The organism is Jiangella gansuensis DSM 44835, assembly GCF_000515395.1.
GTDB lineage: Bacteria > Actinomycetota > Actinomycetes > Jiangellales > Jiangellaceae > Jiangella > Jiangella gansuensis.
This window is the reverse complement of record NZ_KI911782.1, coordinates 3,057,155-3,080,592: the sequence shown is the minus strand read 5'-3', so window position 1 is coordinate 3,080,592 and position 23,438 is coordinate 3,057,155. Positions and strand designations below refer to the sequence as shown.

The 23,438-nt window shown below is 70.5% G+C and carries 15 protein-coding genes; 9 read left to right on the top strand and 6 right to left on the bottom strand.

Annotated elements, in window-relative coordinates:
- Positions 1–85: 85 nt before the first annotated feature.
- Positions 86–1,300: a class I SAM-dependent methyltransferase gene (locus tag JIAGA_RS33175; RefSeq protein ID WP_051426109.1), complete on the top strand. Its 1,215-nt coding sequence runs from the start codon at positions 86–88 to the stop codon at positions 1,298–1,300.
- Here the strand turns inward: JIAGA_RS33175 and JIAGA_RS29905 are convergent.
- Positions 1,285–2,703, bottom strand: a complete 1,419-nt coding sequence (locus tag JIAGA_RS29905) for a glycosyltransferase family 2 protein (protein WP_051426108.1) — start codon at positions 2,701–2,703, stop codon at positions 1,285–1,287. The two genes, JIAGA_RS33175 and JIAGA_RS29905, sit on opposite strands and share 16 nt — an antisense overlap.
- 236 nt (positions 2,704–2,939) lie before the next feature.
- On the opposite strand from JIAGA_RS29905, the gene JIAGA_RS33170 reads away from it, so the two are divergent.
- Positions 2,940–4,754: a glycosyltransferase family 2 protein gene (locus tag JIAGA_RS33170; RefSeq protein ID WP_157553179.1), complete on the top strand. Its 1,815-nt coding sequence runs from the start codon at positions 2,940–2,942 to the stop codon at positions 4,752–4,754.
- On the opposite strand, the gene JIAGA_RS0114795 is transcribed toward JIAGA_RS33170, so the two are convergent.
- Entirely contained in the window at positions 4,723–7,179 is a 2,457-nt protein-coding gene (locus JIAGA_RS0114795) for an asparagine synthetase B family protein (protein ID WP_157553177.1), read from the bottom strand. The genes JIAGA_RS33170 and JIAGA_RS0114795 overlap by 32 nt on opposite strands.
- Positions 7,180–7,539: 360 nt before the next feature.
- Between JIAGA_RS0114795 and JIAGA_RS0114790 the strand changes: the two genes are divergently transcribed.
- From JIAGA_RS0114790 to JIAGA_RS29885, 4 genes are all read left to right on the top strand, one after another.
- The gene (locus tag JIAGA_RS0114790) at positions 7,540–9,588 is read left to right on the top strand and encodes an acyltransferase family protein (RefSeq protein WP_051426106.1); all 2,049 of its coding nucleotides are present in this window, start codon (positions 7,540–7,542) and stop codon (positions 9,586–9,588) included.
- 90 nt (positions 9,589–9,678) lie between these two features.
- Positions 9,679–10,446, top strand: coding sequence for an MIP/aquaporin family protein (locus JIAGA_RS29895; protein WP_169738871.1), 768 nt, complete (start codon positions 9,679–9,681; stop codon positions 10,444–10,446).
- A gap of 549 nt (positions 10,447–10,995) precedes the next feature.
- Positions 10,996–12,081 (top strand): glycosyltransferase, encoded by a 1,086-nt coding sequence (locus JIAGA_RS29890; RefSeq protein WP_035812557.1) that lies wholly within the window; start codon positions 10,996–10,998, stop codon positions 12,079–12,081.
- 48 nt (positions 12,082–12,129) lie between these two features.
- A complete protein-coding gene (locus tag JIAGA_RS29885) occupies positions 12,130–13,179 on the top strand; it encodes a class I SAM-dependent methyltransferase (protein WP_051426104.1) in 1,050 nt (349 codons plus the stop codon).
- Positions 13,180–13,474: 295 nt separating this feature from the next.
- On the opposite strand, the gene JIAGA_RS29880 is transcribed toward JIAGA_RS29885, so the two are convergent.
- Positions 13,475–14,926, bottom strand: a complete 1,452-nt coding sequence (locus JIAGA_RS29880) for a glycosyltransferase family 2 protein (RefSeq protein ID WP_084469690.1) — start codon at positions 14,924–14,926, stop codon at positions 13,475–13,477.
- 83 nt (positions 14,927–15,009) lie between these two features.
- On the opposite strand from JIAGA_RS29880, the gene JIAGA_RS0114760 reads away from it, so the two are divergent.
- Entirely contained in the window at positions 15,010–16,317 is a 1,308-nt protein-coding gene (locus JIAGA_RS0114760; RefSeq protein WP_157553175.1) for a hypothetical protein, read from the top strand.
- Positions 16,318–16,324: 7 nt separating this feature from the next.
- On the opposite strand, the gene JIAGA_RS0114755 is transcribed toward JIAGA_RS0114760, so the two are convergent.
- The gene (locus JIAGA_RS0114755; RefSeq protein WP_026876265.1) at positions 16,325–19,474 is read right to left on the bottom strand and encodes a glycosyltransferase; all 3,150 of its coding nucleotides are present in this window, start codon (positions 19,472–19,474) and stop codon (positions 16,325–16,327) included.
- Between the two features lie 122 nt (positions 19,475–19,596).
- Here JIAGA_RS0114755 and rfbD point away from each other — a divergent pair, with 122 nt between their 5' ends.
- Positions 19,597–20,454: a dTDP-4-dehydrorhamnose reductase gene (gene rfbD, locus JIAGA_RS0114750; protein ID WP_026876264.1), complete on the top strand. Its 858-nt coding sequence runs from the start codon at positions 19,597–19,599 to the stop codon at positions 20,452–20,454.
- 383 nt (positions 20,455–20,837) lie between these two features.
- Here rfbD and JIAGA_RS0114745 read toward each other — a convergent pair whose 3' ends face one another.
- Both JIAGA_RS0114745 and rfbA read right to left on the bottom strand, forming a co-directional pair.
- The gene (locus JIAGA_RS0114745; protein WP_026876263.1) at positions 20,838–21,479 is read right to left on the bottom strand and encodes a dTDP-4-dehydrorhamnose 3,5-epimerase family protein; all 642 of its coding nucleotides are present in this window, start codon (positions 21,477–21,479) and stop codon (positions 20,838–20,840) included.
- A complete protein-coding gene (rfbA, locus tag JIAGA_RS0114740; RefSeq protein WP_026876262.1) occupies positions 21,476–22,360 on the bottom strand; it encodes a glucose-1-phosphate thymidylyltransferase RfbA in 885 nt (294 codons plus the stop codon). The genes JIAGA_RS0114745 and rfbA overlap by 4 nt, the downstream gene beginning before the upstream one ends.
- A gap of 48 nt (positions 22,361–22,408) precedes the next feature.
- Between rfbA and rfbB the strand changes: the two genes are divergently transcribed.
- Complete coding sequence (gene rfbB, locus JIAGA_RS0114735; RefSeq protein WP_026876261.1) at positions 22,409–23,383, top strand: dTDP-glucose 4,6-dehydratase; 975 nt, start codon at positions 22,409–22,411, stop codon at positions 23,381–23,383.
- Positions 23,384–23,438 lie beyond the last annotated feature (55 nt).

The following is a 23,438-nucleotide window of genomic DNA, read 5'->3' as shown; positions in this document are numbered from 1 at the left end:
AGACGGTTCTTGCCTGTGCCGCCGCGCGAAAGGGTAGTCTCACGGCCACGCTGACGAAGGAAGGTTGGGCGAATTCGTGTTGGGCATGACAGGTCGGCAACTCGTCGTTAGTGTCGCCGCCGCGACACTCGGTGTCGCGACCGCGATCGCCGGGGTGGCGGGCCAGACCGATGTTGCGGTGGGGGCCATAGGACTCCTGCTCGCTGGCCTGCTCATCCTTGTCGTCGACGTCCGGCGCAGGCAGGGCGAGCTGGCCCGGCGGCTCAAGCGGACGGCTGAGCGACAGCTGCACGCCAACCGGCGTCTCGACCGGCTGCAGACGCTGCCGCGTCACGTCGAGGCCGCCACTCAGCGGTCGTTGGCAGCCCTGACGGACGAGTTCCAGGTCGCTGCCGGCCGCATCGAGGCCGCCGGGGAGGGAACGCTCAGCGGCATCGCCCAGGAGCGGCTGGCCGCGGCCGAGCGGCATCTTGAACTGACCGAGCGGGTCGACAAGGTGATCGCCGACATCCTGGGCGTCAGCAGTGGTGTCGCCAGCGTCCGCGACGGTGTCTCCGACACCACAGACAGCGTCGCCGACCTGCGCCGCGAGGTCATCGCCAGCCTCGACGAGGCTTCCAAGGCCAACAAGCGCCGGCAAGTGACGCTGCGTGAACACATCGACAAGCTGGGTTACGAGCCGGTGCGGCAAGTCCAGGCCCTGCTGCAGCTGCGGGACCGCGTCACCGCCCGCGCTCCCCTGCCTCCGACCGGAGGCTGGGCCATGGAGCCCACCGCGATCCTCCGGCTACTCCACCTCGTCGAGCAGAGCCGTCCGGCCCTCGTCGTGGAGTGCGGAAGCGGCGCATCGACGGTCTGGCTCGCGTACGCCCTGGAGTCCATCGGCCAAGGCCAGCTCGTGGCGTTGGAACACGACGAGCGCTACGCGGAGCAGACCCGGCGAGCACTGGACGAACACGGCCTGTCCCACGTGGCCGAGGTACGCACGGCGCCGCTGAGTGAGATCGACCTCGACGGGCAGACATTCACCTGGTACGACCCAGGCGCGGTGCAGGACCTCAAGGACATCGAGCTCCTCCTGGTCGACGGCCCGCCACGCGCGAGTGGTCCACGAGCGCGTTACCCAGCGGTGCCGCTGCTAGGACCGCGGCTGGCGCCAGGCGCCCGGGTCGTGCTCGACGACGTGGATCGTCCTGAGGAACAGGAGGCCGCTGAGGCCTGGCTCGCCGAGACCCCGGGCCTGGCCCGCGAGGCCAGCGGCACCGACCGTTCGGCTGTACTCGTCTACCGACCGGCGTGAAAGCGGCCGTCTTCGAACCGCCGGTCTGAGGCGCCCGACTCGACCCCGATGCCATGGTCGACCCCGGCCACCCACGCCTCGCCGAAGAGGTCGCGTGCACACGCGCGCAACGAGGAGTCTCCGGCTGCGCGGACCGCGCGAGTCAGGGCGCGAGTGGCCCACACCTCGACCGGGGCGTCCAAGCCCGTCACGCTGACGCTGACCAGGCCGTGCGTCCACGCCCGTAGACGAGTCACCAAGCCGCCGACCGCGGTCCGGCCGACCCGAGTACCGATCGGCACCACCATGGTCGCCGGGCTGGGAAATCCGGTGCTCGGTGCCTCGGGGACCAGCCGGACCCTCCCATCGGACTGCCAGTAGTCGGCATACAGATCGGCCTCGGGGTGGTCCGGCGGGCAAACCACACTGACCACCAGGTCGGTGAAATCGCCGGCGAGCAGGTCGTCGACGGTGTTCCGCACCGTGATGAACGTGGCCCTGGCCGGCGGAACGATGACATGCAGATAGGGAACGGCCCATTGCCGCCCATTGACCGGCGGCCGATACCGGTGGTTGGCGATGTGATTGGCGATCAGCGGAGCCCTACGGCGCGCGATCTCGTCACCCCTGATCGCGAAGGATCGCTGACCTTGGTGCAGGCTGTACGCCGCACGCTCGGGAATGATCACGCCGCCGGCTGTGAAACAGCGATATCCGAATTCGGTGTCGACGATCCCTCGGCGGGGAAAGTGGGCGAATCCGCCCATGGACTCGTAGAAGTCCCGGCGCGTGGAGACGCTCGCCCCTACCACCGCGCGCCACAGGTCCTCGCGGTCGGTCACGAGATCGTCGGTCTTCTCCAGCAACTGCTCGATCCAGGTGTGGGGCTCCTTGGGCCGGCCCTCGACGACAGCGGCCAACCGGTCGCCGTCCACGGCCGAACCCACCTGCTCCGCGGTGATGCCTTCGACGTCGACGAAATCGCGGAAGCCCAACACGACGGCGTCGTCGATGAGTTCGTGCCAACGCGCGTGCGCCTCGACATGATGGCGATCGGCGATGATGTCCGCATCGAGGAACAGCACGACATCGCCGCTGGCGCGGCGCGCACCCACGTCCCGGGCATGGCCGGAACCGTGGCCTCCGCCCTCCACCCGGACGATGCTCGTCGCCGCGGGCCTACGCTGCGGCAGGACCAGCGCGGGCTCGGACCGATCGTCGACGACGACGACCTCGATCAGCTCGCGCGGGTGACTCTGCGCGTCCAGAGCCGCCAGCGCGAGATCGAGCTCATGCTGGCAATTGTGCGCCGGGATGACCACGCTCACTGCGACCTGCGTCGTGGGCGGTTCACCGAGCGCGCGCGGTGAGAGGCTGCGCCAGTCGTTCCGCGCCGCGGCGGTTCGGCGAGCGGTCGTGATCATGAACAACTCCCTGAAGTTCGAAACCGATGGCAGACTCTAGCGACTGAGCTCAGGTAAGGTCGCCCCGACTCCGAAAGGGCGGAAAACGAGCCGTGGCTGCACTTGGATTACTCATCACAACCGATGACGAGCTTGTCAATCTTGCCTCTGGTCGCGAATGCGACACCGTCGTCGGTTTTTCCGAGTTGTTCGGCGGCGACGTCAAGAGCCATGTGGACGCCACGTGGACCCGGATCATGGTGGTGGCCGATTCGGTGGTCGCTCTGCGTGCCATGCTGCCGCAACTGGTGGCCATGGGCTGCGCGAGCAAGGTGTTCGACCTCGTCATCGGTGGCCTGCCGAAGACGGGCCTGGTCAGGCTCCCGAACGGCTCAGTCGGCATCCGGGCCGTCGTGAGCGCTCAGCAGCAGGTGGTCGAGCAGCCGATCCCTCACGTACGGCTCACCATGCGCTTCCGTGGGCTCCTCCGGCTCGCCGACGTCCTCGCCACGACGCTCGAGGGCGGCACGTCGACCTTCCGCCGTCCGACAGGTGGGTTGCGTCTGGGGATCGACAACGCGCTGCCGTGGGCCATGCCGTGGGCATGCGGAGACCCAGCGGCTGTTCGCATCGAAACCGGGGCCACACCCGTCGACGGCGACGTCCCGGACTCGATCGACGTGGTCCTGACCGACGCCGCCGGTCCCCCCGACGCCGTGCACCCTGCCGTGGTGCGAATCGGCGGCCACGAGCGGCGGCCGACGTGGCGCACGCTCGTCGACGCTCCGCGGGCCGTTCTGGAGAGCTTCGCCACCGAGGCCAGAGACGGGACCCTCGTCCCGCCGGTGGACACCCATGCGCTGCGCCCGGTCGGATTCCTGCCCACCGCAGGTGGCGGCGAGGCCCGGTTGCGCCGGGTCGGCCGGGGCGAGATCACCCGGTTCGTCCTTGCAGGCCCGGATGGCTGGTCCAGTTCGGTCTTCGACGACTGGTCAGGACTCAGTGAGCGCGTCGTCGACGAAGCCCGGCACCTGCGAGTCGTGCACGACGACGCACGGGCTCACAGTGGCCCCGTCGAGCAGGCCGCCTTCCTCGTCCAGGCCGCCGGCGCGGCGTTGCCGGTTGTCGTCGCGGACCTGAGCCGCACGGTTCGACACCTGGTCGGAGAACCGCTGGCCGTGGCCCTGACGTCGGGGGTGGATCTCAGGGACTCCGTGCGCCGCGAGGCCTACTGCATGACGCTCAGCCGCCTGGCCCTCCAGCGACATGGTGCGAGCAGGCGCTGGCGCGACATCGCCCGGTCGGTCGGCCGGCCGACTCGCGACGATCCCACGGTCTCCGTCGTGCTGCCGACCAAACGCCCCGACCTGCTGCCGCGCATCGTCGACCAAGTGGCCCGGCAGGACTGGCCGAATCTCGAACTGGTCCTCGGCCTACATGGGTTCACGCGCAGCCATCCCCGAGTGCACGAGTTCGAGGCCCGCTTCGACCGCCCACTGACTGTGGTGGAGATCCCCGCAGATCGCGTGCTCGGCGACATGCTCGACGACCTGTGCGCCAGGGCCGCGGGCACCATGATCGCGAAGATGGACGACGACGACTGGTACAGCGCGCACCACATCACGGACCTGGTCCACGCCGCCGAGTTTTCGCGTGCCGACCTCGTCGGCTCCGGTGCCGAGTTCCTTTACCTGGAGGCGCTCGACCTCACGATCCGCCGTCATCGAACCAGCGGCCACCGCTACGCCAACCGGGTCCCCGGCGCCACCTTGCTCATGACGACGCACGCCCTCGACGCGGTGGGCGGATGGCGACCCCTCCACCGGGGTGTCGACACCGCGCTCGCGCAAGCCGTCACCGACTCCGGCGGCACGATCTATCGCACCCACGGGCTGGGCATCGTCGTGTACCGCGCAGCGCAGGGCCACACCTGGGACCCGGGTGCGGAATACTTCCTCCGTGGCGATATCGACCAATGGCCCGGATTCGCCCCGCCTCCGGGGATCATCGGGGACCCGCCGGCTCGAGTCACGTTGCCGCTCAGTTGGTTCGATCACCCGCTTGCCGAGTGAGGAACTCGATCGCCTTCCGCAGGTGCTCGACGAACTGGTCGCGGGGCGGCGGCCCATGCCCCTCGCGGAGGTCCTCGAGGACGGCCACCCGGTCACCTGCCACCGAACGCCCGCCACGTCCGGTCACGCCGGCAGCGGCCGCCCACGGGATGAGGTGCTCACGAATGTGGAACGGGTCGCGCAGGTTCTGCACGTAGTAGACGTAGTTGCCGGTCACTTTGGAGTACTGCTCAACCATGTCGAGCCGGTCCGCGAACGTCGTCGTCACGGTCTCGACGTCGTGCCCGGGAAACGCCAGCGACAGGAAGGTCTTCACGTGGCCGCCGTAGTACCGCGCAACACTCGTCTGCGGCGCGAACGGCACGGCCATTGAACTTGGGATGAGCCGGGAAGCCGCGAGCGCCGCGAATCCGCCTCCAGACGTCCCCGTCATGACGATCCGCTTTGCCGACAGTTGCGCCGCGAGATGCTGGGCGAGCCGTGCGCAGTGCCTGCTGACGTCGGTGCCGGCAGTGCCCACGTACCAGCCGAGCGTGATGTCCGGCGCCAAGAGCAGGATCGGGTCGGCGACGTAGAGGATGGAAGCATCGAAGTCGGCCAGCGTCGACTGCCACTCGAAGCGCGGGTACTCGTACTTGCTCCGATCGGTGGCGCCATGAAAGATCACGACGAGGTTCTCGCTCTCGCGCGCCGACACCATCACGTCAAGCGCGAGTGGCCGCTCCTCGACGCCTGGCCCTGCGCCGCGCGGGTCGTTCGCCACCAGGTCGATACGGTGCCGGCTGAGACCGACACGCTGTGGGACGGCGACCTGCTCGACATCGTGGTGGCCGTGGATCGGCAGGCGATGGCGTTCGTCGTAGCCGGCGGCACCAGGTGGCTTCGAACCTACAGACCGATTCTGTGGCAGCGACGTCGCCGGAGCCGGTGAAGACACGGGCCGGGCGGTGTCGCCGTCGGAGCCTGCGCGCCCGTTGATCGGCCAGCGAAGAAGCTCCGGCCAGGCCGATTGGAGCAGGCCGCGATACACGTCACCACGAATCCGCGCGTCCAGCGGAACGCTCAACAGCTTCTGGTAGATCCTGCGTGAGTTGAGGACCGTGAAGGTGTCGTGCGCTATGTCGCTCTCGAGGTAGACCGCTGATAGCCAGACGCCGGACCGGTGTTCCCAGTAAAAGAGGTCGTAGGGGTCGTAACCGGCGAACTCGGCCAGCCCGGTCGCGTCGCGGTACGCCGCGAACTCCGCGGCGACACCCGGGTCGTCTGCGTTCTTTTTGCACAGGATGCCCGCCATCACCTCGGGGGTGAGGGGCGGGCGTTCGCGGCGTTGCGCACGGTAGTACGCCCGCCCGATCTCGAACAGGTTTGACCGCACGTGCAGCCGGTCCGTGGGTAGCTGAGTGAGGTATGCCGCGGCAAGGCTCCGATTGTGCACCCGCGTCGAGTTGCGGATCAGCACGCTCTTGAGCTGGCTGTCGATCGCGCCGTCGACGGCGACGATCCGATGGGCGAGCCCGAGGTCGGAGGTCAGTTCCCGCGCGGTCTTCAGGTCGCGGGCGTGGTCCGCGTTGTCGAGGTGCGCGCCAAACCGCAGACTGTAGGTGAAGTAGAGCATCGATTCGTGGACTGGACGAGTCAGCGCCAGGGTGGTCCGGCTGTCCAAACCCGCCGTCAGCGACGTCATCAGCGGCATCCGCCCGGCCAGATCCTGGAGCTGGCCTTGGAGCAGGTGGCGGAGTTGCTCCACCGCGTCCGGCACGGTGGACTCCGTCGGATCCGCTCGTGGGAAGACGCGACGGACCTGTCCGGACTCGAGGTGCAGCTCGGTGTTGGGGGTCAGCTGAACGACGCCGGAGTACGGAGTGGCCCGGCCGGGGAGGCAGTAGGCGCCGTGCGCCGGAAGCCAGCCGCCGGTGGCGAAGGCGCCGCGCTCCGCACCCACGGATTCGGCCGCGAGCGTGGCATGACTCGCGACCACCGGTTCGTGCGGCGCCGTCGTGTAGAAGACGCTGCGCATCCCGGTCGCGTCGGTCTGCAGGAACGTGTCACGACCGTCCCCGTCGATCACGACGAAGCGGCCGGCGAGGTTGTCGACAGCATCCTGCAACGCGCCACGCCCGTGACACCTCGCCACGAGCAGCGACCGTGCCAATGCCGACAGATCGGAGTGCAGTCTGTCGAGGTCGAGCGCTTCTCCGAGGACCGCCACCCACAGGTCGCCGGAGCGCGCTGTCGACAAGGCGCTGCGTGGATCGTACGCGAGCTGCCACGATCCCAGACGTAGCCGTCGCCAGTGGCCGACGGGCGCTGGAGGGCCCACCCGCGTGAGCGCGAATCCGCGCGCGTAGAGCAGGTGCGAATAATCCTCGGCGACCGGCACGGAATCGGCCGCGGCCGGCTCGTGATGCTCGATGTCCACCGCCAACGTCCGACCCCCTTGTCGACGCCCGGCAGCGGACGACGCGCAAGTGGTGTCGCGCGTCCTCGGGCGAGTCCACGTCTCTGCGCCTGCCTCCGCGCGATCCGGACGTCGACGCAAACGTCGTGAATGGTAGCAGCGGCCAGTCACGCGCACGGATTCGAAACCATCGCTCCTCTACACTGACGCCGTCTGAACGTACATAGACGCTATCGTCGCCGACGCGGGGTCCCGATCATCCAGATGCACAATCCGTCCGCCACTGCCGTGCCACCGGTCCCTCCGCCACCACCCCCGGCCGCGGACGGCGGGATCGCAGGCGAGCGTGCTACGTCGTCGCGATCAGCCGACGGTGGGCCGACGCAGGTGCGGCCGCGGTTCCGGGGCGACATCCAGGGGTTGCGAGCCATCGCAGTGCTGGCAGTCCTGGGATTCCACGCCGGCGTGCCGTTCATGACTGGCGGCTTCGTCGGCGTCGACGTGTTCTTCGTGATCTCCGGTTTCCTGATCACCGGCCTGCTCGACCGTGAGATCGGCCGCACCGGGCGGCTGCGCCTGGCCCAGTTCTGGGCTCGCCGTATCCGGCGGCTGCTTCCCGCGACGGCCGTCGTCCTAGCGGCGGTGGCCGCCCTGACCATCGCGGTCCTGCCGGTCACCCGATGGTCGTCGGTGGCGTGGGACGTCGCCACCAGCTCGCTCTACGTCGTGAACTGGCGCCTCGCGGACGAGTCGGTGAACTACCTGGCTTCGGACGACGCGCCGAGCCCGGTGCAGCATTTCTGGTCGCTGGCCGTCGAGGAGCAGTTCTACATCATCTGGCCGCTGCTCATCGTCGGCCTGCTCTGGCTGCAGCGGCGGTACAGCCTGCCCCTCACGCGGGTTCTACTGGGCGGCATCGCCGTCATCGGAGTGCCCTCGCTCCTGTGGTCGGCCTACCTGACTGAGACGAGCCCTGGACCGGCGTACTTCGTGTCGACGACGCGGCTGTGGGAACTGGCCATCGGTGGCGCGCTGGCCATCGTCGCTTACCGCCTCCCGCGGTTGCCGGCCGTGTGGGCGCAACTTCTCGGCGTCGCCGGCCTGGCCGCGATCGCCTACGCCGTCGTCGCGTTCGACGAGTCCACGGCATTCCCCGGGGTCGCGGCCCTGGTCCCTACTCTCGGGGCCGCCGCCGTCATCGCGGCTGGGACGACCGGTCGACGTAGCGTCACCGACCTCATCCTGGACACCGGCCCGATGCGTGACATCGGGACGCTTTCCTACTCGCTATACCTGTGGCACTGGCCGCTGCTCGTCGTCGCCGCCGTCATGTGGGGTGGCGACGACGGGACGCTCTCGGTGCCCATCGCGGTCACTGTGGTCGGATTCTCCGTGGTGCCGGCTTGGTTGACGTATCGCCTGGTCGAGGCGCCCATCCACCACGCGCGGCTGTTCGTGCGGCTGCCCGCGTGGTCGGTCGTCCTCGGCATCACCTGCACCGCGGTGGGCGTGGCAGCCGCCCTCGTCGTCTCGTCCGCGGTTCCGAAGCCGCCGGCGTACGCCGCCGACGAGGACGCACAAGGTGCCGCGATCCTCGGTGACGACCCGATGAACGACCCGGACGGCCAGCCCGCCGACGAGGTCGCGTTCATGGTTCCCGACGTGCTCGAGGCGCCCGAGGACATCGCTGGCCTCGGCGACGAGACGTGCATCAGCGCCATCGAGGGCACGGAGCTGGAGTCGTGCACGTACGGTCCCGACGATGCCGACCTCACGGTCGCCGTCGTCGGAGACTCGAAGATGCACCAGTGGCTCACCGCGTTCCAGCGAATCGCCGACGAGCGTGGCTGGCAGCTCGTCACGTTCCTCAAGAGCGGCTGCCCGCTGATCCGAGGCGAAATCGAGTTCGACAATGCGGCGAACAATGACTGCACGGCGTACAACGAGGCCAGGCTGGAACGCCTCCAGGACGACGACTCGATCGACTACGTCGTCACCTCCCAGGTCGCATCGCAGGTCTATCTCGGTGACGACGCCTCCCGTGACGAACAGGTCGACGCGATGGTCGACGACCTGCGGCGTACCTGGTCAGGACTCGAGGACGCCGGGCGGGACGTCATCGTGGTGGTCGACAATCCGAACCCGCCACTGGATGTCATGGAGTGCGTCGCTCGCCACACCGACGAGTTATCCGCATGCGCGTTCCCCCGCGACGACGCCCAACACCTGGGCGGGGCTCCGGCGCAGTTGGCCGCGCTCGAGAATACGGACGGCGTCGGCTCCGTCGACGTCCGGGACTTCATCTGCCCCGGTGACACCTGTCCGGCCGTCATCGGGAACGTCCTCGTGTATCGCCGTGGATCCCACCTCACCGCGACATACGTCTCCTCCATGACGCCTCGCCTCGATGACGCACTGACCGAGGCGATGCGTTGATTAGTCCGGTATGTACGATGCGGTGCGCTGCGATGTCACGTTGAGGTCGCTACGGTCAGGTCGTTACCGGGGATGGAGGAGGAACTGTCCATGACGAGCCTGACACGTGGCGTATCCGCGGAAGCCTTCGGGGCATTCGTCCTCGTCTTCGTGACTCTCACGGTCGTCACCATCGGTCCCGGCGTGATTCCCGCAGCCCTTGCCTACGGATTCGCCACCGCCGGACTCATCGCCGCGCTCGGACACGTCTCCGGCGGGCATTTCAACCCCGCCGTGACGCTGGCGATGCTCTGCGCCAAGCAGATCGACGTCCTGGCGGCTGCCGCCTATTGGATCGCTCAGTTCACCGGTGGCGCCGTCGGTGCCCTGGTCGTGATGATGGCGATCGACCGCGAGGTCGTGGCCGTCGGCACCCCAGGAGTCAACGACGAACTCACGAACGTGGGCGGGGCTGTCGCTGCTGAAGCAATCGCCACCTTCGCGCTGGTGCTAGTGATGTTCTGCACCGTAAGCGACCGCCGCTCACCGGTGTCCGTCTATCCGATGGCCGCCGGCCTCACGGTCACCGCGGGGTTCTTCGCCATCGCGCCACTCACCGGCGCCGCGCTCAACCCCGCACGAGGATTCAGCGCCGCCGTCGTCGGCGGCGAATGGGACGGCGTGGCCGCGTGGCTCGCCGGCCCCATCCTTGGTGGGCTGCTCGCGTGGCTGCTCTACCAGTTCGTCCTCGCGCCCGACAATGACTCCGACCGTAGACCGTCGTCCAGTACACCGTCCGGCCGAGAGCGAACCGGGCGCCAGTCCGGCGCCGGCGGCACGCCGTTGCCCCCGCCACCGGGCCCGCCCCTCCTTCCCTGACTGTTTGCCGCTGCAGGGTGAAGCCGCTGTACTCGCAGAGGTTCCGGGCAGCAGCGCAGTACCGGCGATATGCGCGAACACGCTCGCGCCCTGTCCCGGTGGTTGAGGGATCTGAGTTGCCATGGCGACCCGGAACCCTCAACCATCGGCGACCGCCCGCTGTGCATGCTGCGAGGGCGGCCTCGCGGCTTGGTCGGGGATGCCGGGGGCACATTGTGCTGAGGTAGTATCCGGCGGGAACGCGCGCCGCTGCCGGCGTGTCGTCAACCTCACTGGGGCTCGTCGTTGCCGGGGGCGGCGCGAGGATGACACATTGACGTGCAACCGTGGGGGTGTGCCTGGGCGTCATCCAGGTGAAGGCTGTGCAGTCGATCAAGCGGAGATGGCAGTGTCGGTGGGGAACGCGGTGGCCAGGACCCGGCGTCCGGCCGACGCCCCGCGCCCGGCCGACGCCCCGCGCCCGGCCGACGCCCCGCGCCCGGCTGACACCTCGCGACCGGCTGTCGTCTCCAGCCCGGCCATGACCCGACGGTGGGGCGGCTAGGGCTGATGCGTGTCCTCGTCCTGACCGTGGTGCATGACCCGGAGGATGCCCGCATCAGGCACCGTCAGATCGCCGCGCTGCGCGACGCCGGCCACCACGTGACGCTGGCTGCGCCGTTCACCGCGTACGGCCGGCCGCTCCCGGACGACCTCGACGCCATCGACATCCCGCGGTCGCAGGGGCGGCATCGGTTCGCCGCGTCCAGGGCGGCCCGGCAGTTGCTGAAGCGGCGCGGCCGCCACTTCGACGTCGTGCTCATGCACGATCCGGAACTGGTGCTGGCGACGGTCGGGCTGACCATCCCGGGGCTGGTCTGGGACGTGCACGAGGACACCGCCGCCGCGCTGCAGATGAAGCCGTGGTTGCCGAAGGTGGGCCGGCCGGCGGGCACCATGCTGATCCGGGCCATCGAGCGCAGCGCCGAGCGGCGGATGCCGCTGATCCTGGCCGAAGAGTCCTACGCCGCCCGCTTCCGCAAGCCGCACACCGTCGTTCGTAACAGTGTGGCCATTCCCGACGACATCAGCGTGCCGGTGACCGACCGGGTCATCTACCTGGGCCGGTTGACGGCGGCTCGGGGCGCGCTGGAGCTGCTCGAGCTGGGTCGCCGGCTGGCCCCGGATGTCGAGGTGCACTTGGTGGGCACGGCCGACGCCGACTGCCGGCGGGCCATCGAGGCCGCGCAGGCAACTGGGGCGGTGCGCTGGCACGGCTTCGTCCCCAACGACGAGGCCCTGGCCATGCTGCCGGGCGCGCTGGCCGGGCTGAGCCTGCTGCACGAGCAGCCCAACTACGCGCATTCGCGGCCCACCAAGATCGTGGAGTACATGGCGCACGGGCTACCGGTGGTCACCACCCCGAATCCGGCGTCCTCTGAGCTGGTCATGCGGCATCGCTGCGGCTCGGTGGTGCCGTTCGGCGACGTCGATGCGGCGGAGGCCGCGGTGCGCCGGCTGCGCGACGACCCGGCCGAGCACCGCCGGATGGCCGACGCCGGCCGGAAGGCGGTGGCCGCGCACTACAGCTGGGACGCTGACGCGGACCTGTTCGTTCACTCGCTGGAGCGGATGGCACACGCGACGTCGCCCTGAGGCCGACGGATAGAGTGCTGCTTCCGATCAACGAACGACGGAGATTCGATGCTACGGGCGGTACGTACGCTTCTCGGCTCGCGCTGGCCGGTCCTCGGCATGCTCGGCGCCGTGGTCGCCGCGGCGGTGGCCGTCTGGGCGCTGATCGACGACGGCGACGTCACCCAGGTGGCGACGGCGGCACTGCTGGGCCTGGCGCTGCTCGGCCTGGTGGTCGTCGGCACCAACGCCCGCGACGCCGCGCAACGCGCCCGCAAGCTCGATTCGAAGCTGACGAAGCTGGTGTCGGCCACCGACTCGGTCGCGGCGGCAATGAAGGCGCTCGAGGCCAGGCAGTCCGACCCCAGCGGCGGACCACTCGCGGCCGTCATCGGTGCCCAGCGCCTGGACGCCGCCGTCCGCCACGACGAGCTGCTGGCCCGCTACGACGAGCTGAGCAGCGAGCTGACCAGCACGCTCACCGAGGAGCAGCTGTCGGAGCTGTCCGCCCTGACCAACCTGTACACGATGCTCGACCCGGACGACGAGGTCCCGGTGTTCGGCGGCCACGCGGCCCGGCCGCAGACGGTGCTGCGGCTGGCGTCGCTGGTGCGGCGGCTGCCCGGCGACGGTCTCGTCGTCGAATGCGGCAGCGGCAGCTCGACGGTGTGGCTGGCGTTGGCGTGCCGGCGGGCCGGGCGGGGCCGCGTCGTCGCCCTGGAACACCACGAGCACTACGCCGAGCTGGCCCGTGCCGCGCTGGCCCGGCACGGGCTGGAGTCGGTGGCGGAGATCCGCTCGGCGCCGCTGGAGCCGGTCACGGTCGGCGGCGAGACCCACGACTGGTACAGCGGCAAGAGCTGGGCCGACCTCTCCGGCGTCGACCTGCTGTTCGTCGACGGCCCACCCGGGTCGGTCGGGCCGCGGTCGCGCTACCCCGCGTTCCCGCTGCTCGCACGGGCGCTGGCGGACGGCGCCGTTGTGGCGCTCGACGACGTCAACCGGGACGCCGAGGCCGACATCGCCGACGACTGGCTGGCGGAGGAGCCCGACGGTGTGACGCTCGCCGATGCGGGCGCGGTCGGCCGCACCCGCTTCTTCACCGCGCACCGGTCCTGACCCGAACCCGCGCCGAAAATGATCACGTCCGGCATGGGTGCTCTCGCTTCCCCAGGGATGCCTGCCTGGTGAAGCGGGAGAATGCCTGGGGTAGCCCGGCGCGTCCGCCCGCGAACGGCGCCGCTGAGAGCGCCCGACTTCGATAGCGCGAACCCACGCCGCAAGGGCGGAATCCGCCTGCAGGCACGGCCTCGGCTATCGAGGAAGCTGCCGGCTATCGCGGTCGGCGGCGGCAGGACAGCACGGCAGCCCCAGCCCCAGCCGGACAGCGGTGGAACCCCGCCCTGGACCCTCGTTACTCACGCCCAGGAAGCGGCGCGGCAGAGTCGTCGATGAGCATGCCCTGGCGGGTGAGGCCGACGACCGCGCGCCGGACGCCGAGGGACTCGCCGCTGAGCCAGTGCTCGCCGAACAGGCGGCGGGCCGTCTCGTCCAGCGACCCACCCGGGGCGACGTGCCGGCGGGACCGGTGCAACGCCCGGGTGGCCCAGAGCTCGACCGGCGGCCCCGCGTCGTCGCCGCTCGGCCCGACCGTCGAACGCACCAGCCCGACGCCTTCGTCAGCCGACGCCCGCAGCAGGGTCTCGACGGCGTCCCGGCCCACCGCCACACCGGCCGGCACGACCAGCGAGAACGGCGACGGGAACCCGGTACGCACCGGATCGGCGGCGAACCGCACCCGCGCGTCGGCGGCGAAGTAGTCCTGCACCCACGTGGGCAGCAGCGCCGACGGCGACACGGTCACCACCAGGTCGGTGAACCCGGACGCGAGGATGCTGTCGACGGTGAGCTGCACCTGCTCCGGCGCGGCCGATTCAGCGCCCGCGTCGACGATCGCGTGCACCCGCGGCACCATCCACATCCGCCCGACATCGGACGGCCGGAACAGCGGGATGGGCAGGTGGTTGGCCGCCAGCCCGGAGCGTTCGCGCTTGATCTCGTCGCCGCGGACGGTGAAGTTGCGGGCGCCCTGGTGGTAGCTGCGTGCTTCCGGTTCCGGGATGATCACGGCGCCGGCGGTGAAGATGCGGTAGCCGAACTCGGTGTCGACGATGCCGCGCAGCCCGAACGCGGAGAAGCCGCCGCTCTCGGCGTACAGGGTGCGCGGCGCGGACACGCTGGCGCCGACGACGGCGATGAACGTGTCCTCCGCGTACTGGGTGAGCTTGTCGGCGTCGCGGATGAAGTCCTCGAACCAGGTGTGCCGCTTCTGCTTGCGACCCTCGAGGAGCCGGTCGAAGTGGTCGAAGCGGGCCGCGGCCTGCACGTCCGCCGCGGTGATGTCGTCGAACTCGACGAACATCTTGCTGCCCAGGACGACGGCGTCGGCGACGGCGTGGTGCCAGCGGGCGTGCGCCTCGACGTGGGTGCGGGTGGCGACGATGTCGGCGTCGAGGAATAGCACAATGTCGCCGGTGGCGGCCTCGGCGCCGGCGTGCCGGGCGCGCCCGGAGCCGTGCCCGGCCCCGGGGGCGAGCCGCAGCACGCGGGCCCGCTCCGGGTGCACGGCGGGTAGCCGCAGCGGCTCGGCCGATGCGTCGTCGACGACGATGACGTCGAGCAGGTCGGCCGGGTAGGTCTGCTCGGCCAGCGCGGCCAGCGTGAGATCGAGTTCGGCCTGGCAGTCCTTGGCCGGCAGCACGACGGTGACGCTCAGCTGCGGCGTCCAGGTGCCGAGAGCCGGCGGCGTGACGGTGGTCCATTCCTGCCGAGGCACCGCTGCAGGCGTTCGGACCGTGGTCGACATCGTTCCTCCGGGGGGTGCCAGGTACTGTGTGGACCGCCGTTCTCACCCGACGATGCCAATCGGAGAACCTACCGGGCCTTGTGATGCCGACAAAAACTGACCTCCCACCAGCGCGAACAACCGAGCCGTCCGGCCTGTCCTGGGGCCGGTTGGCCGTGTTGGACCCGGCCAGCCTGCGGGCCGCCGCAGGAGTCCTGGCCACGACGGCGCTGCCGGTGGTGAACAGCGCACTGATCTCGCCCGCCGGGTTCGACCCGTTCGGCCAGGACGGTGCGCGGGTCCGTCGGCCGGTCGCCGAGCTGCGCACCACGTCGCAGCACAGCCTGCGCATCGTTCATGGGCGCACCCGCGTCGGCACCTGGGGCAGTGGCGGTGTCATCACGCCTGATCAGCTGGCGGCGCTGCGCGAGTACGCCGCGGTCGCGGTGCCGTTCGGCGCCGGCGCCGGGCCGGTCGAGCTCGCTGCGTTGCTACGTCAGCTGCTGGTCGCCGGGGTGCCCGTGCTCGCTCCGGATCTGCCGTTGTCGGTGCGCCGGCTGCTGGGCCGGGAGCTGGGCGACCTGGTGGCGGCGCTGACGCCGGCGGCCGTCGCCGACGTGGACCGGCGCGAGCACTGGTCGGTCGATGCCCGTCGGCTGGCGCTGCTCACCGCCACCGCTGCCGCCGGGGTGCCGTCGTCGCCGCCGGCGGTCACGGCCGTCGTCCGGGCAAGTGGCGGACAACCGCAGCGGCTCGGCGCACTGCTGCGCGATCTGCGGGCACAGACCTGGCCGCGGCTGACCGTCGTCCTGGCCGCTGCCGACGACGACCCCGTTCCGGCCAGGCTGCCCGCCGGTGTCGCCGTGGTCCGCGCCGCCTCCGGCGCCGACGCCGTCCGGCAGGTGCTGCTCGAGTGCGGCACCGAGCTGGCCACCGTCGTGACCCCGCGACTGTCGTACGGCCCGGAGCACATCCGCGACCTCGTGCTCGGCTACCGGTACGGCCAGCGACCCGTGTCTGGCGTGCTGGTGCGGCGGACCTACCTGGAGGCCTTGGATCTCACGGTGTGCGCTCCCGGTGAGCCGGCCGAGCGACCGGCCGACCGGCTGACAGCGGGGACGCTGCTGGCGGCGCCGTCGCAGCTCCTGGAGTTCACACCCGACGGCGACGACGTACGCGTCGGTGACGGCTACGCCGTCCACGACCGCAACGTGCACCGGACGGTCCGGCGCGGCGAGCCGGGCCTGGACGCGGCACTGCGCACCGGCGGCCGGCAGTTCACCGGCGAGACCGGCCGCATCAACTGGCTGGCCGCCGAGTCCCGCCGCGCGCCCGCCGACAGCGGACCAGCCCGATCACACCGGGTGGACCCTGCCTACCTCTCCTACTTCGCCCGCACGGACAAGGTCTAGAAGAGTCCTAGGGCAGGACGACCTGCCGATCGGCTTGGAGCTTGCGCACTGTCTCGACCAGTTCCTCGGCGCGCGCGTCGAAGGAGTGCTCGCGACGCACCAGTTCCGACAGCTTCTCCCGCGCGGCGGCCCGCTCCGGCGTCTCGGCCAGCTGGGTCGCGACGGCGGCGGCGAGCTCCTCGGGCGTGCTGAACGTCAGCACGACGTCGCCGAACACGTCGGTGAGGCCCGGGACCTCGTCGCTGACCACCCGGGCGCCACAGGCAGCCAGGTCGAACAGCCGGTTGGACATGAGGCCCTCGGTCTTCATGTCGTCCCAGTGGTCGTTGAGCACCACACCGGCGCCGGCGTAGAGGGCGGGCAGTTCCTCGTTGGGGACGTACTCACCCTGCCAGGACCCCTCCGGTAGCAGCCCGCGCCAGCGCACGCCGTAGACCGACGGGACGATGCCGGCTTCGAGTGCCGCCCCCACCGAGGCCCGCATGCCGCGGGCGTTGCCGACGAACAGCACGTCGTGGTGGCGGCGGGGGTCGCCGGGGACCGGCCGGAACCGGTATTTGTCGGTGCACTGCAGCAGCGGCTGCACGGGCGCGCCGAGGTCGGTGGACATCCGCCGGGCCAGGCTCGTGGATGCGGCGAAGACGGCGTCGTAGGCGGCCAGTTCACGCCGGGTGACCCGCTCGGGGTGACTGATCACCCAGGACAGGTTGATCTGCTGCGGGTTGACCGTGTAGACGCTGACCCCGCGCAGCACCAGCGCGACGTCGTCGAACCGTGAGGTCGGACGGTACCAGGCCCGCTTGGCGTCGATGACGGCCTCGTGGCCGAGCCGCTCCAGGGCCCGCTTGAGGCCGATGGCGAAGTGCCAGTCGCCCCAGTTGGTGCGGCGTTCGACGTTCGGCGCACCGATCTTGATGGCCCAGCGAAGCGGCCGCTGCGGGCGGTCGTGCACCACGATGGGGTCGAAGCCCCAGTGCGTGGACGCCTCGCCGTCGTAGCCGACGATGGCGTACCCACCGGCCCGCCAGACGGCGACGTCGTCCTGGCCGACGGTGTCCTTCCAGCGGCCGGTGAACAGCTCCTGGTTGTCGGTGGCCGTCGTCGTGGCCGAGGCGGTGGTGCGCCGCTGCGGAGTGGTCGAGAACGACACCATGCTGGCCGGCAGGTAGCGCAGCGCTCGGCCGGTCTGGCGGGCCAGCCGGAGGCTGAGGTCGGGGTTGTCGACGTCGTTGACGAACAGCGGGTCGAAGCCGCGAACTGCGGCGAAGTCGGCGGCGCGCACGGCCAGCACCGCCGGCGAGAGGCCGGCCGGCGACGACGGTCGCACCACCTCGGGCGCGTCACCGGGGAAGCGCCGGAACAGGCTGTGCGGGTGCGCGCCACGGGCGAACGCGACGCCCGCCGACCACACCGTCCCGTCGGGCAGCATCACCAGCGGCTGGGCGGCCGCGGCACCGTCGGACAGCGCCTCGGTCAGCGGCGCCAGCCAGCCGGGCTCGACCCAGGTGTCCGGCGTCATGAAGACGATGGTCTCGCCGGTGGCGTGCGCGGCGCCGATGGTCCGTGACAGCTCCGTGGACAGCCGCTGGGTCTGCCGCAGCACCCGGACGTTGGGGAACCGGATGGGGAGGAACTGCAGCCGCATCGCCTCGGCCTCGGTGGTCTTGGCGTCGACCACGACGACGTCGAGCTCCTGGTCGGTGACCTCGAACAGCCGTTCCACGGTGGCGGTGACCGTCTGCGCCTGGTCGCCGGCGTGGATGACGACCGAGACCGTGCCCGGCCGCCGCTCGGTCAGGCCGGCGTCGACGGCGTCCCAGTCGATGAGGTGCTTGGCCCGGATGACGAACCGATAGCCGAACAGCTCGTTGATGGTGATGCGGTCGGTGCGCTGCTCCCACGCGTCGTATCGGGTGGCGATGAACGGCGCCAGCTCGAAGTCGGTGACCTTCGACATCCGGATGAACAGGTCCCAGTCGACGTTGCGCCGCAGCTGTTCGTCGAAGGCGCCGACCTCGTCAAGCAGGGAGCGCTCATGCAAAACCACGATGCAGTCGATGAAGTTGCGCTCGACCAGGGCTTCGCGGTGGTACGGCAGTGACCGGTAGCCGCGCCGGCCGTTCTTCCTCTCCTCCAGCAGCTCCGACACCGCGTAGCCGAACCGCAGCGACCGAGTGCGCACGAAGGCGACCATGACCTCCAGGAAGTCCGGCACCCACGTGTTGTCGGAGTCGAGGTAGGCGACGTACTCGCCGCGGGCGTGGGCGAGGCCGGCGTTGCGGGCCGCGGACACCCCGCCGGCCTGCTCGCGGCGGACCAGCTCGATGCGCGGGTCGGCGAGCAACGGCTCGATCGCCTCGGCGGTGCCGTCGGTGCTGCCGTCGTCGACCACGATCAGCTGCCAGTTCCGGTACGTCTGACCGACGACGGAGTCGATGGCGGTCAGCACGCCCTGCCGGCGGTCCTTCGTCGGGATGACGACGGTGACCAGCGGCGGCTCTTCGCCGCGTTCGGCGTACTCGGCCAGCGTCCGGGCCTTGAACGTCTCGGCGGCGTCGTGGTCGAAGGTGTCGGCGGTCCGCGGCAGGTGCTCCCAGCCACGGGTGTCCAGCATGAGCCGGCGGGTGCGACGGGCGAAGTCGGCCAGCGGCGGGCCGTCGACCTGGCCGAACGCCTGCTGGTAGCCGTCGACGTCGAATGCGGCGCTCGGCGCGGCGCCGGCCTTCCAGCCGACCTCGAGGTAGTGGCCCAGCGGCCCGCCGCGGTGGTTGGCCGCATCCGGGTGCTGGTCGAGGTAGAAGGCCGGGTCGAACAGCGGGTGCGGCGACAGGCCGCGGCCGATGCCACGGTTCACGTAGTGGATGAACGGCGCGACGTCGAGCTTCTTCGGGCTCTTCGGATGATCGCGGTACCACTCGGTGACGAAGCACGGGTTCGGCGAGATGTCGGTGGAGCTGCCGACGGTGACGTAATGATCGACCGGGTCGACGCCGTCCGGGATGGGCTCGCCGAGCTGCTCGCGGTACCAGTCGGCATCGAACAGCCCGCTGGAGCGGATGGCGGTGGCGATGCGCCGGCGGCGGGCGACGTCGTCGACGTACGCCTGCGGCAGCACCTTCTTGACCAGACGACGGACCCTGCCGACGGGCAGTCTCATGCGAAGAACTCCTCGGGAACGATCATGACCCCACGTGCCCCAGGCCATCGGACCCAAGTGCATCGACCGCTGCTTACGCGTCCTCGGTATCTTAGTCGCTTCCGTGGGTAGGAGGTGCCGCTGTGCGGTGGTTGGTCGCCGGTGCGGCCGGAATGCTCGGACATGACCTCGTGACGCTGCTCGATGGGCGCGGTGCGGCGGTGACGGCGGCCGGGCGCGACCGGCTGGACATCACCGACGCCGCGGCCGTCGACGCCGCCGTGACCGGCCACGATGTCGTCGTCAACGCGGCCGCGTGGACCGACGTCGACGGTGCCGAATCCGCGGAGGCCGCCGCGCTCGCCGTCAACGGGACCGGGCCGGGACTGCTGGCCGCGGCCTGCGCCAGGCATGGCGCCCGGCTGGTGCACGTCTCCACCGACTATGTGTTCGACGGGCAGGCATCGCAGCCGTACGCCGAGGACGCCGAGACGGCGCCGCGCTCGGCCTACGGGCGCACCAAGCTCGCCGGCGAACACGCGGTCCTGACCGGTCTCCCCGACGCCGTCGTCGTCCGCACGGCCTGGCTCTACGGCCAGCACGGGGGCAACTTCGTGGCCACCATGGCCCGGCTCGCCGCGGCACGCGACCACGTCGACGTCGTCGACGACCAGCACGGCCAGCCGACCTGGTCGCACGACGTCGCGCAGCGGATCATCGAGCTGGTCGACGCCGAGGCCCCCGGCGGCATCTACCACGCCACCAACAGCGGGTCGACGACGTGGTTCGGCCTGGCCCGGGCGGTCTTCACGCACCTGGGGCTTGATCCGGAGCGGGTCCGCCCGACGACGACGGAGTCCTTCCCGCGCCCTGCGCCGCGCCCGGCGTACTCGGTGCTCGGCCACGACGGCTGGGCCCGCGCCGGCCTCGGCCCACTGCGCCCGTGGGAGGACGCGCTGGCAGAGGCCGCTCCGGTCGTCCTCGGCCGCGGCGCCGCCTGACGCTCGCGCCCGACCACTCGCGCGCTTGGTACGCCTCACGCGCCTTGGTGCGCGAGATCGCTCCACAGATGGGACGAATCGCCCCCTCGCAGCGGTGATATCGCGAGCCAAGGCGCAGATACCGGATGCCAAGTTGGGCGCGACAGCGGCCCTCAATAGCCGCACCCGCGTCTGCGGGCGGATTCGGTCCCTCCAGCGCGGACCGCGGTATCGACGTCGGGGCGCTGCGATCAAAGTCCGGCCAGCCCGGCCCCCGGCAGTGGCCGCAGCTGCCGGTGTTCACCGTGGCGGCGTTCGCGGTCGGCACACCGGCCACCCCAGGCTTCTCACGCTTCAGCAGGCAAGCATTCCTGCCGGGGCGTGAGCACCCATGCCGGACGTGATCATTTGGGGTCGGGGTTGGGGCGCAGGGACGCGTAGAACCCTTGGGCGGCCTGGTAGTCGGGCAGCAGGCCGGCGTCGCGTGCCTCGCTGAGGGTGGGTGCGTCGCGGTCCTTGTCCGACAGGATCGGGGTGATCGGCCGGCCGTCGCGATCCGCGGACGGCCAGTCGATGCCCAGCTCCGGGTCCAGTGGGTTGACGCCGTGCTCCCGGCCCGGCGCGTACGGCGCGGAGCACAGGTACATGACGGCCGAACCACCGGCCAGCGACATGAACGCGTGTCCCAGGCCTTCGGCCACGTACACAGCGCGCCGGTCGACGTCGTCGAGCAGTACCGACGCCGACCGCCCGAACGTCGGCGAGCCGACCCGGATGTCGACCAGGACGTCGAGCACCGCGCCGGACACGCAGGTGACGTACTTGGCCTGGCTGGGCGGGATGTCGGCGTAGTGCAGCCCGCGCAGCACCCCGGCGGCGGACACCGACAGGTTCGTCTGCACCACGTCCAGCCGGTGTCCCACGTGCGGTTCCAGGAGGTCGCCGCGGAAGGACTCCAGGAACACGCCGCGGTCGTCGCCGAACTGTCGGGGCGTGACGGCCCAGGCGCCCTCGATGCCGAGGGACTCGATGACCGGCCCGCTCACGCGCCGGCCCCGGCGTCGTCGCCGTCGAGGAGGCCGAGCAGGTACGTGCCGTAGCCGGACTTGGCCAGCTTCTCGCCGCGGGCCCGCAGCTTGTCGTCGTCGACGAAGCCCATGCGCCAGGCGACCTCCTCCGGGCAGCCGATCTTCTGGCCCTGCCGGGCCTCGATGACGCGGACGTACTCGCCGGCGGCCATGAGGTTGTCGAACGTGCCGGTGTCGAGCCACGCGGTGCCGCGCGGGAGGACCTCGACACTGAGCGTGCCCCGGTCCAGGTAGGTGCGGTTGACGTCGGTGATCTCCAGCTCGCCGCGGTCGGACGGGCGCAGCTCGCGGGCGATCTGGACGACGTCGCTGTCGTAGAAGTACAACCCGGGCACGGCGTAGTTGCTGCGCGGCTTGGCCGGCTTCTCCTCCAGGCTGACGGCCCGGCCGGAGTCGTCGAACTCGACCACGCCGTACGCACTGGGGTCGGCGACGTGGTGGGCGAAGACGAGCCCCCCGTCGATCTCGGTGTACTTGCGCAGCTGGGTGCCCAGGCCGGCGCCGTAGAAGATGTTGTCGCCCAGCACCAGTGCGACGGAGTCGGATCCGACGAAGTCCGCGCCGATGACGAACGCCTGGGCCAGTCCTTCGGGGCGTGGCTGCTGGGCGTACGAGATGGAGATGCCCAGCTCGGAGCCGTCGCCGAGAAGCGTGGTGAACTGTTCGGCGTCACGCGGGGTGGTGATGACGAGGATGTCGCGGATGCCGGCCAGCATCAGCGTCGTCAACGGGTAGTAGACCATCGGCTTGTCGTAGACCGGGAGCATCTGCTTGCTGACGGCGACGGTCAGCGGATGCAGCCTGGTGCCGGAGCCGCCCGCCAAGATGATTCCTCGCATGGGCGCTTACGATAGCCCGCATATGTGACGCTCTCCGGAGGGGACGAGATGCGGCTGTTGATCACGGGCGGAGCGGGCTTCATCGGCTCGAACTACGTCCGCCTGGCGCTGTCCGGCGCCTACCCGGAGCTGGCCGGCGCCGAGATCGTCGTCCTCGACAAACTCACGTACGCGGGCAACCCGGCCAACCTCGACCCGGTGGCCGACCATCCGCGGTTCACCTTCGTCAAGGGCGACATCCTGGACGCCGCCGTCGTCGACGAACTGATGGCCTCCTGCGACCAGGTCATCCACTTCGCCGCCGAGAGCCACGTCGACCGCTCCATCCAGGGAGCGGCGGCCTTCGTGCAGACCAACGTGGTGGGCACGCAGACACTGCTGGACGCGGCCCGGCGGGCCGGCGTCGAGCGGTTCGTGCACGTCTCCACGGACGAGGTCTACGGCTCCATCGAGTCCGGCTCGTGGACCGAGGACCACATCCTGGAGCCCAACTCGCCCTACAGCGCCAGCAAGGCCAGCAGCGACCTGGTGGCGCTGGCCTATCACCGCACGCACGGCGTCCCGGTGTCGGTCACCCGGTGCTCGAACAACTACGGGCCGTACCAGTACCCGGAGAAGGTCATCCCGCTGTTCGTCACCAACCTGCTGGACGGGCTCACGGTGCCGCTGTACGGCGACGGTCTCAACGTGCGCGACTGGCTGCACGTCGACGACCACTGCCAGGGCATCGAGCTGGTGCGCGCCGGCGGCCGCGCGGGCGAGGTCTACAACATCGGCGGCGGCCGCGAGCTGACCAACCGCGAGCTCACCGGGCTGCTGCTCGAGGCCTGCGGCGCCGGCTGGGACCGCGTCGAGCACGTCGAGGACCGGCTGGCGCACGACCGCCGCTACTCCGTCGACCACGGCAAGATCCGCGCCGAGCTGGGCTACGTGCCACAGCGGTCGTTCGAGGAGGGGCTGGCCGCCACGGTCGAGTGGTACCGCGAGCAGCGCGGATGGTGGGAGCCGCTCAAGAACCGGTGACGTGCCGCCGGGCGGGCGGCTGAACCAGGATTGAGAACCGGGTCGGTTGGGCATA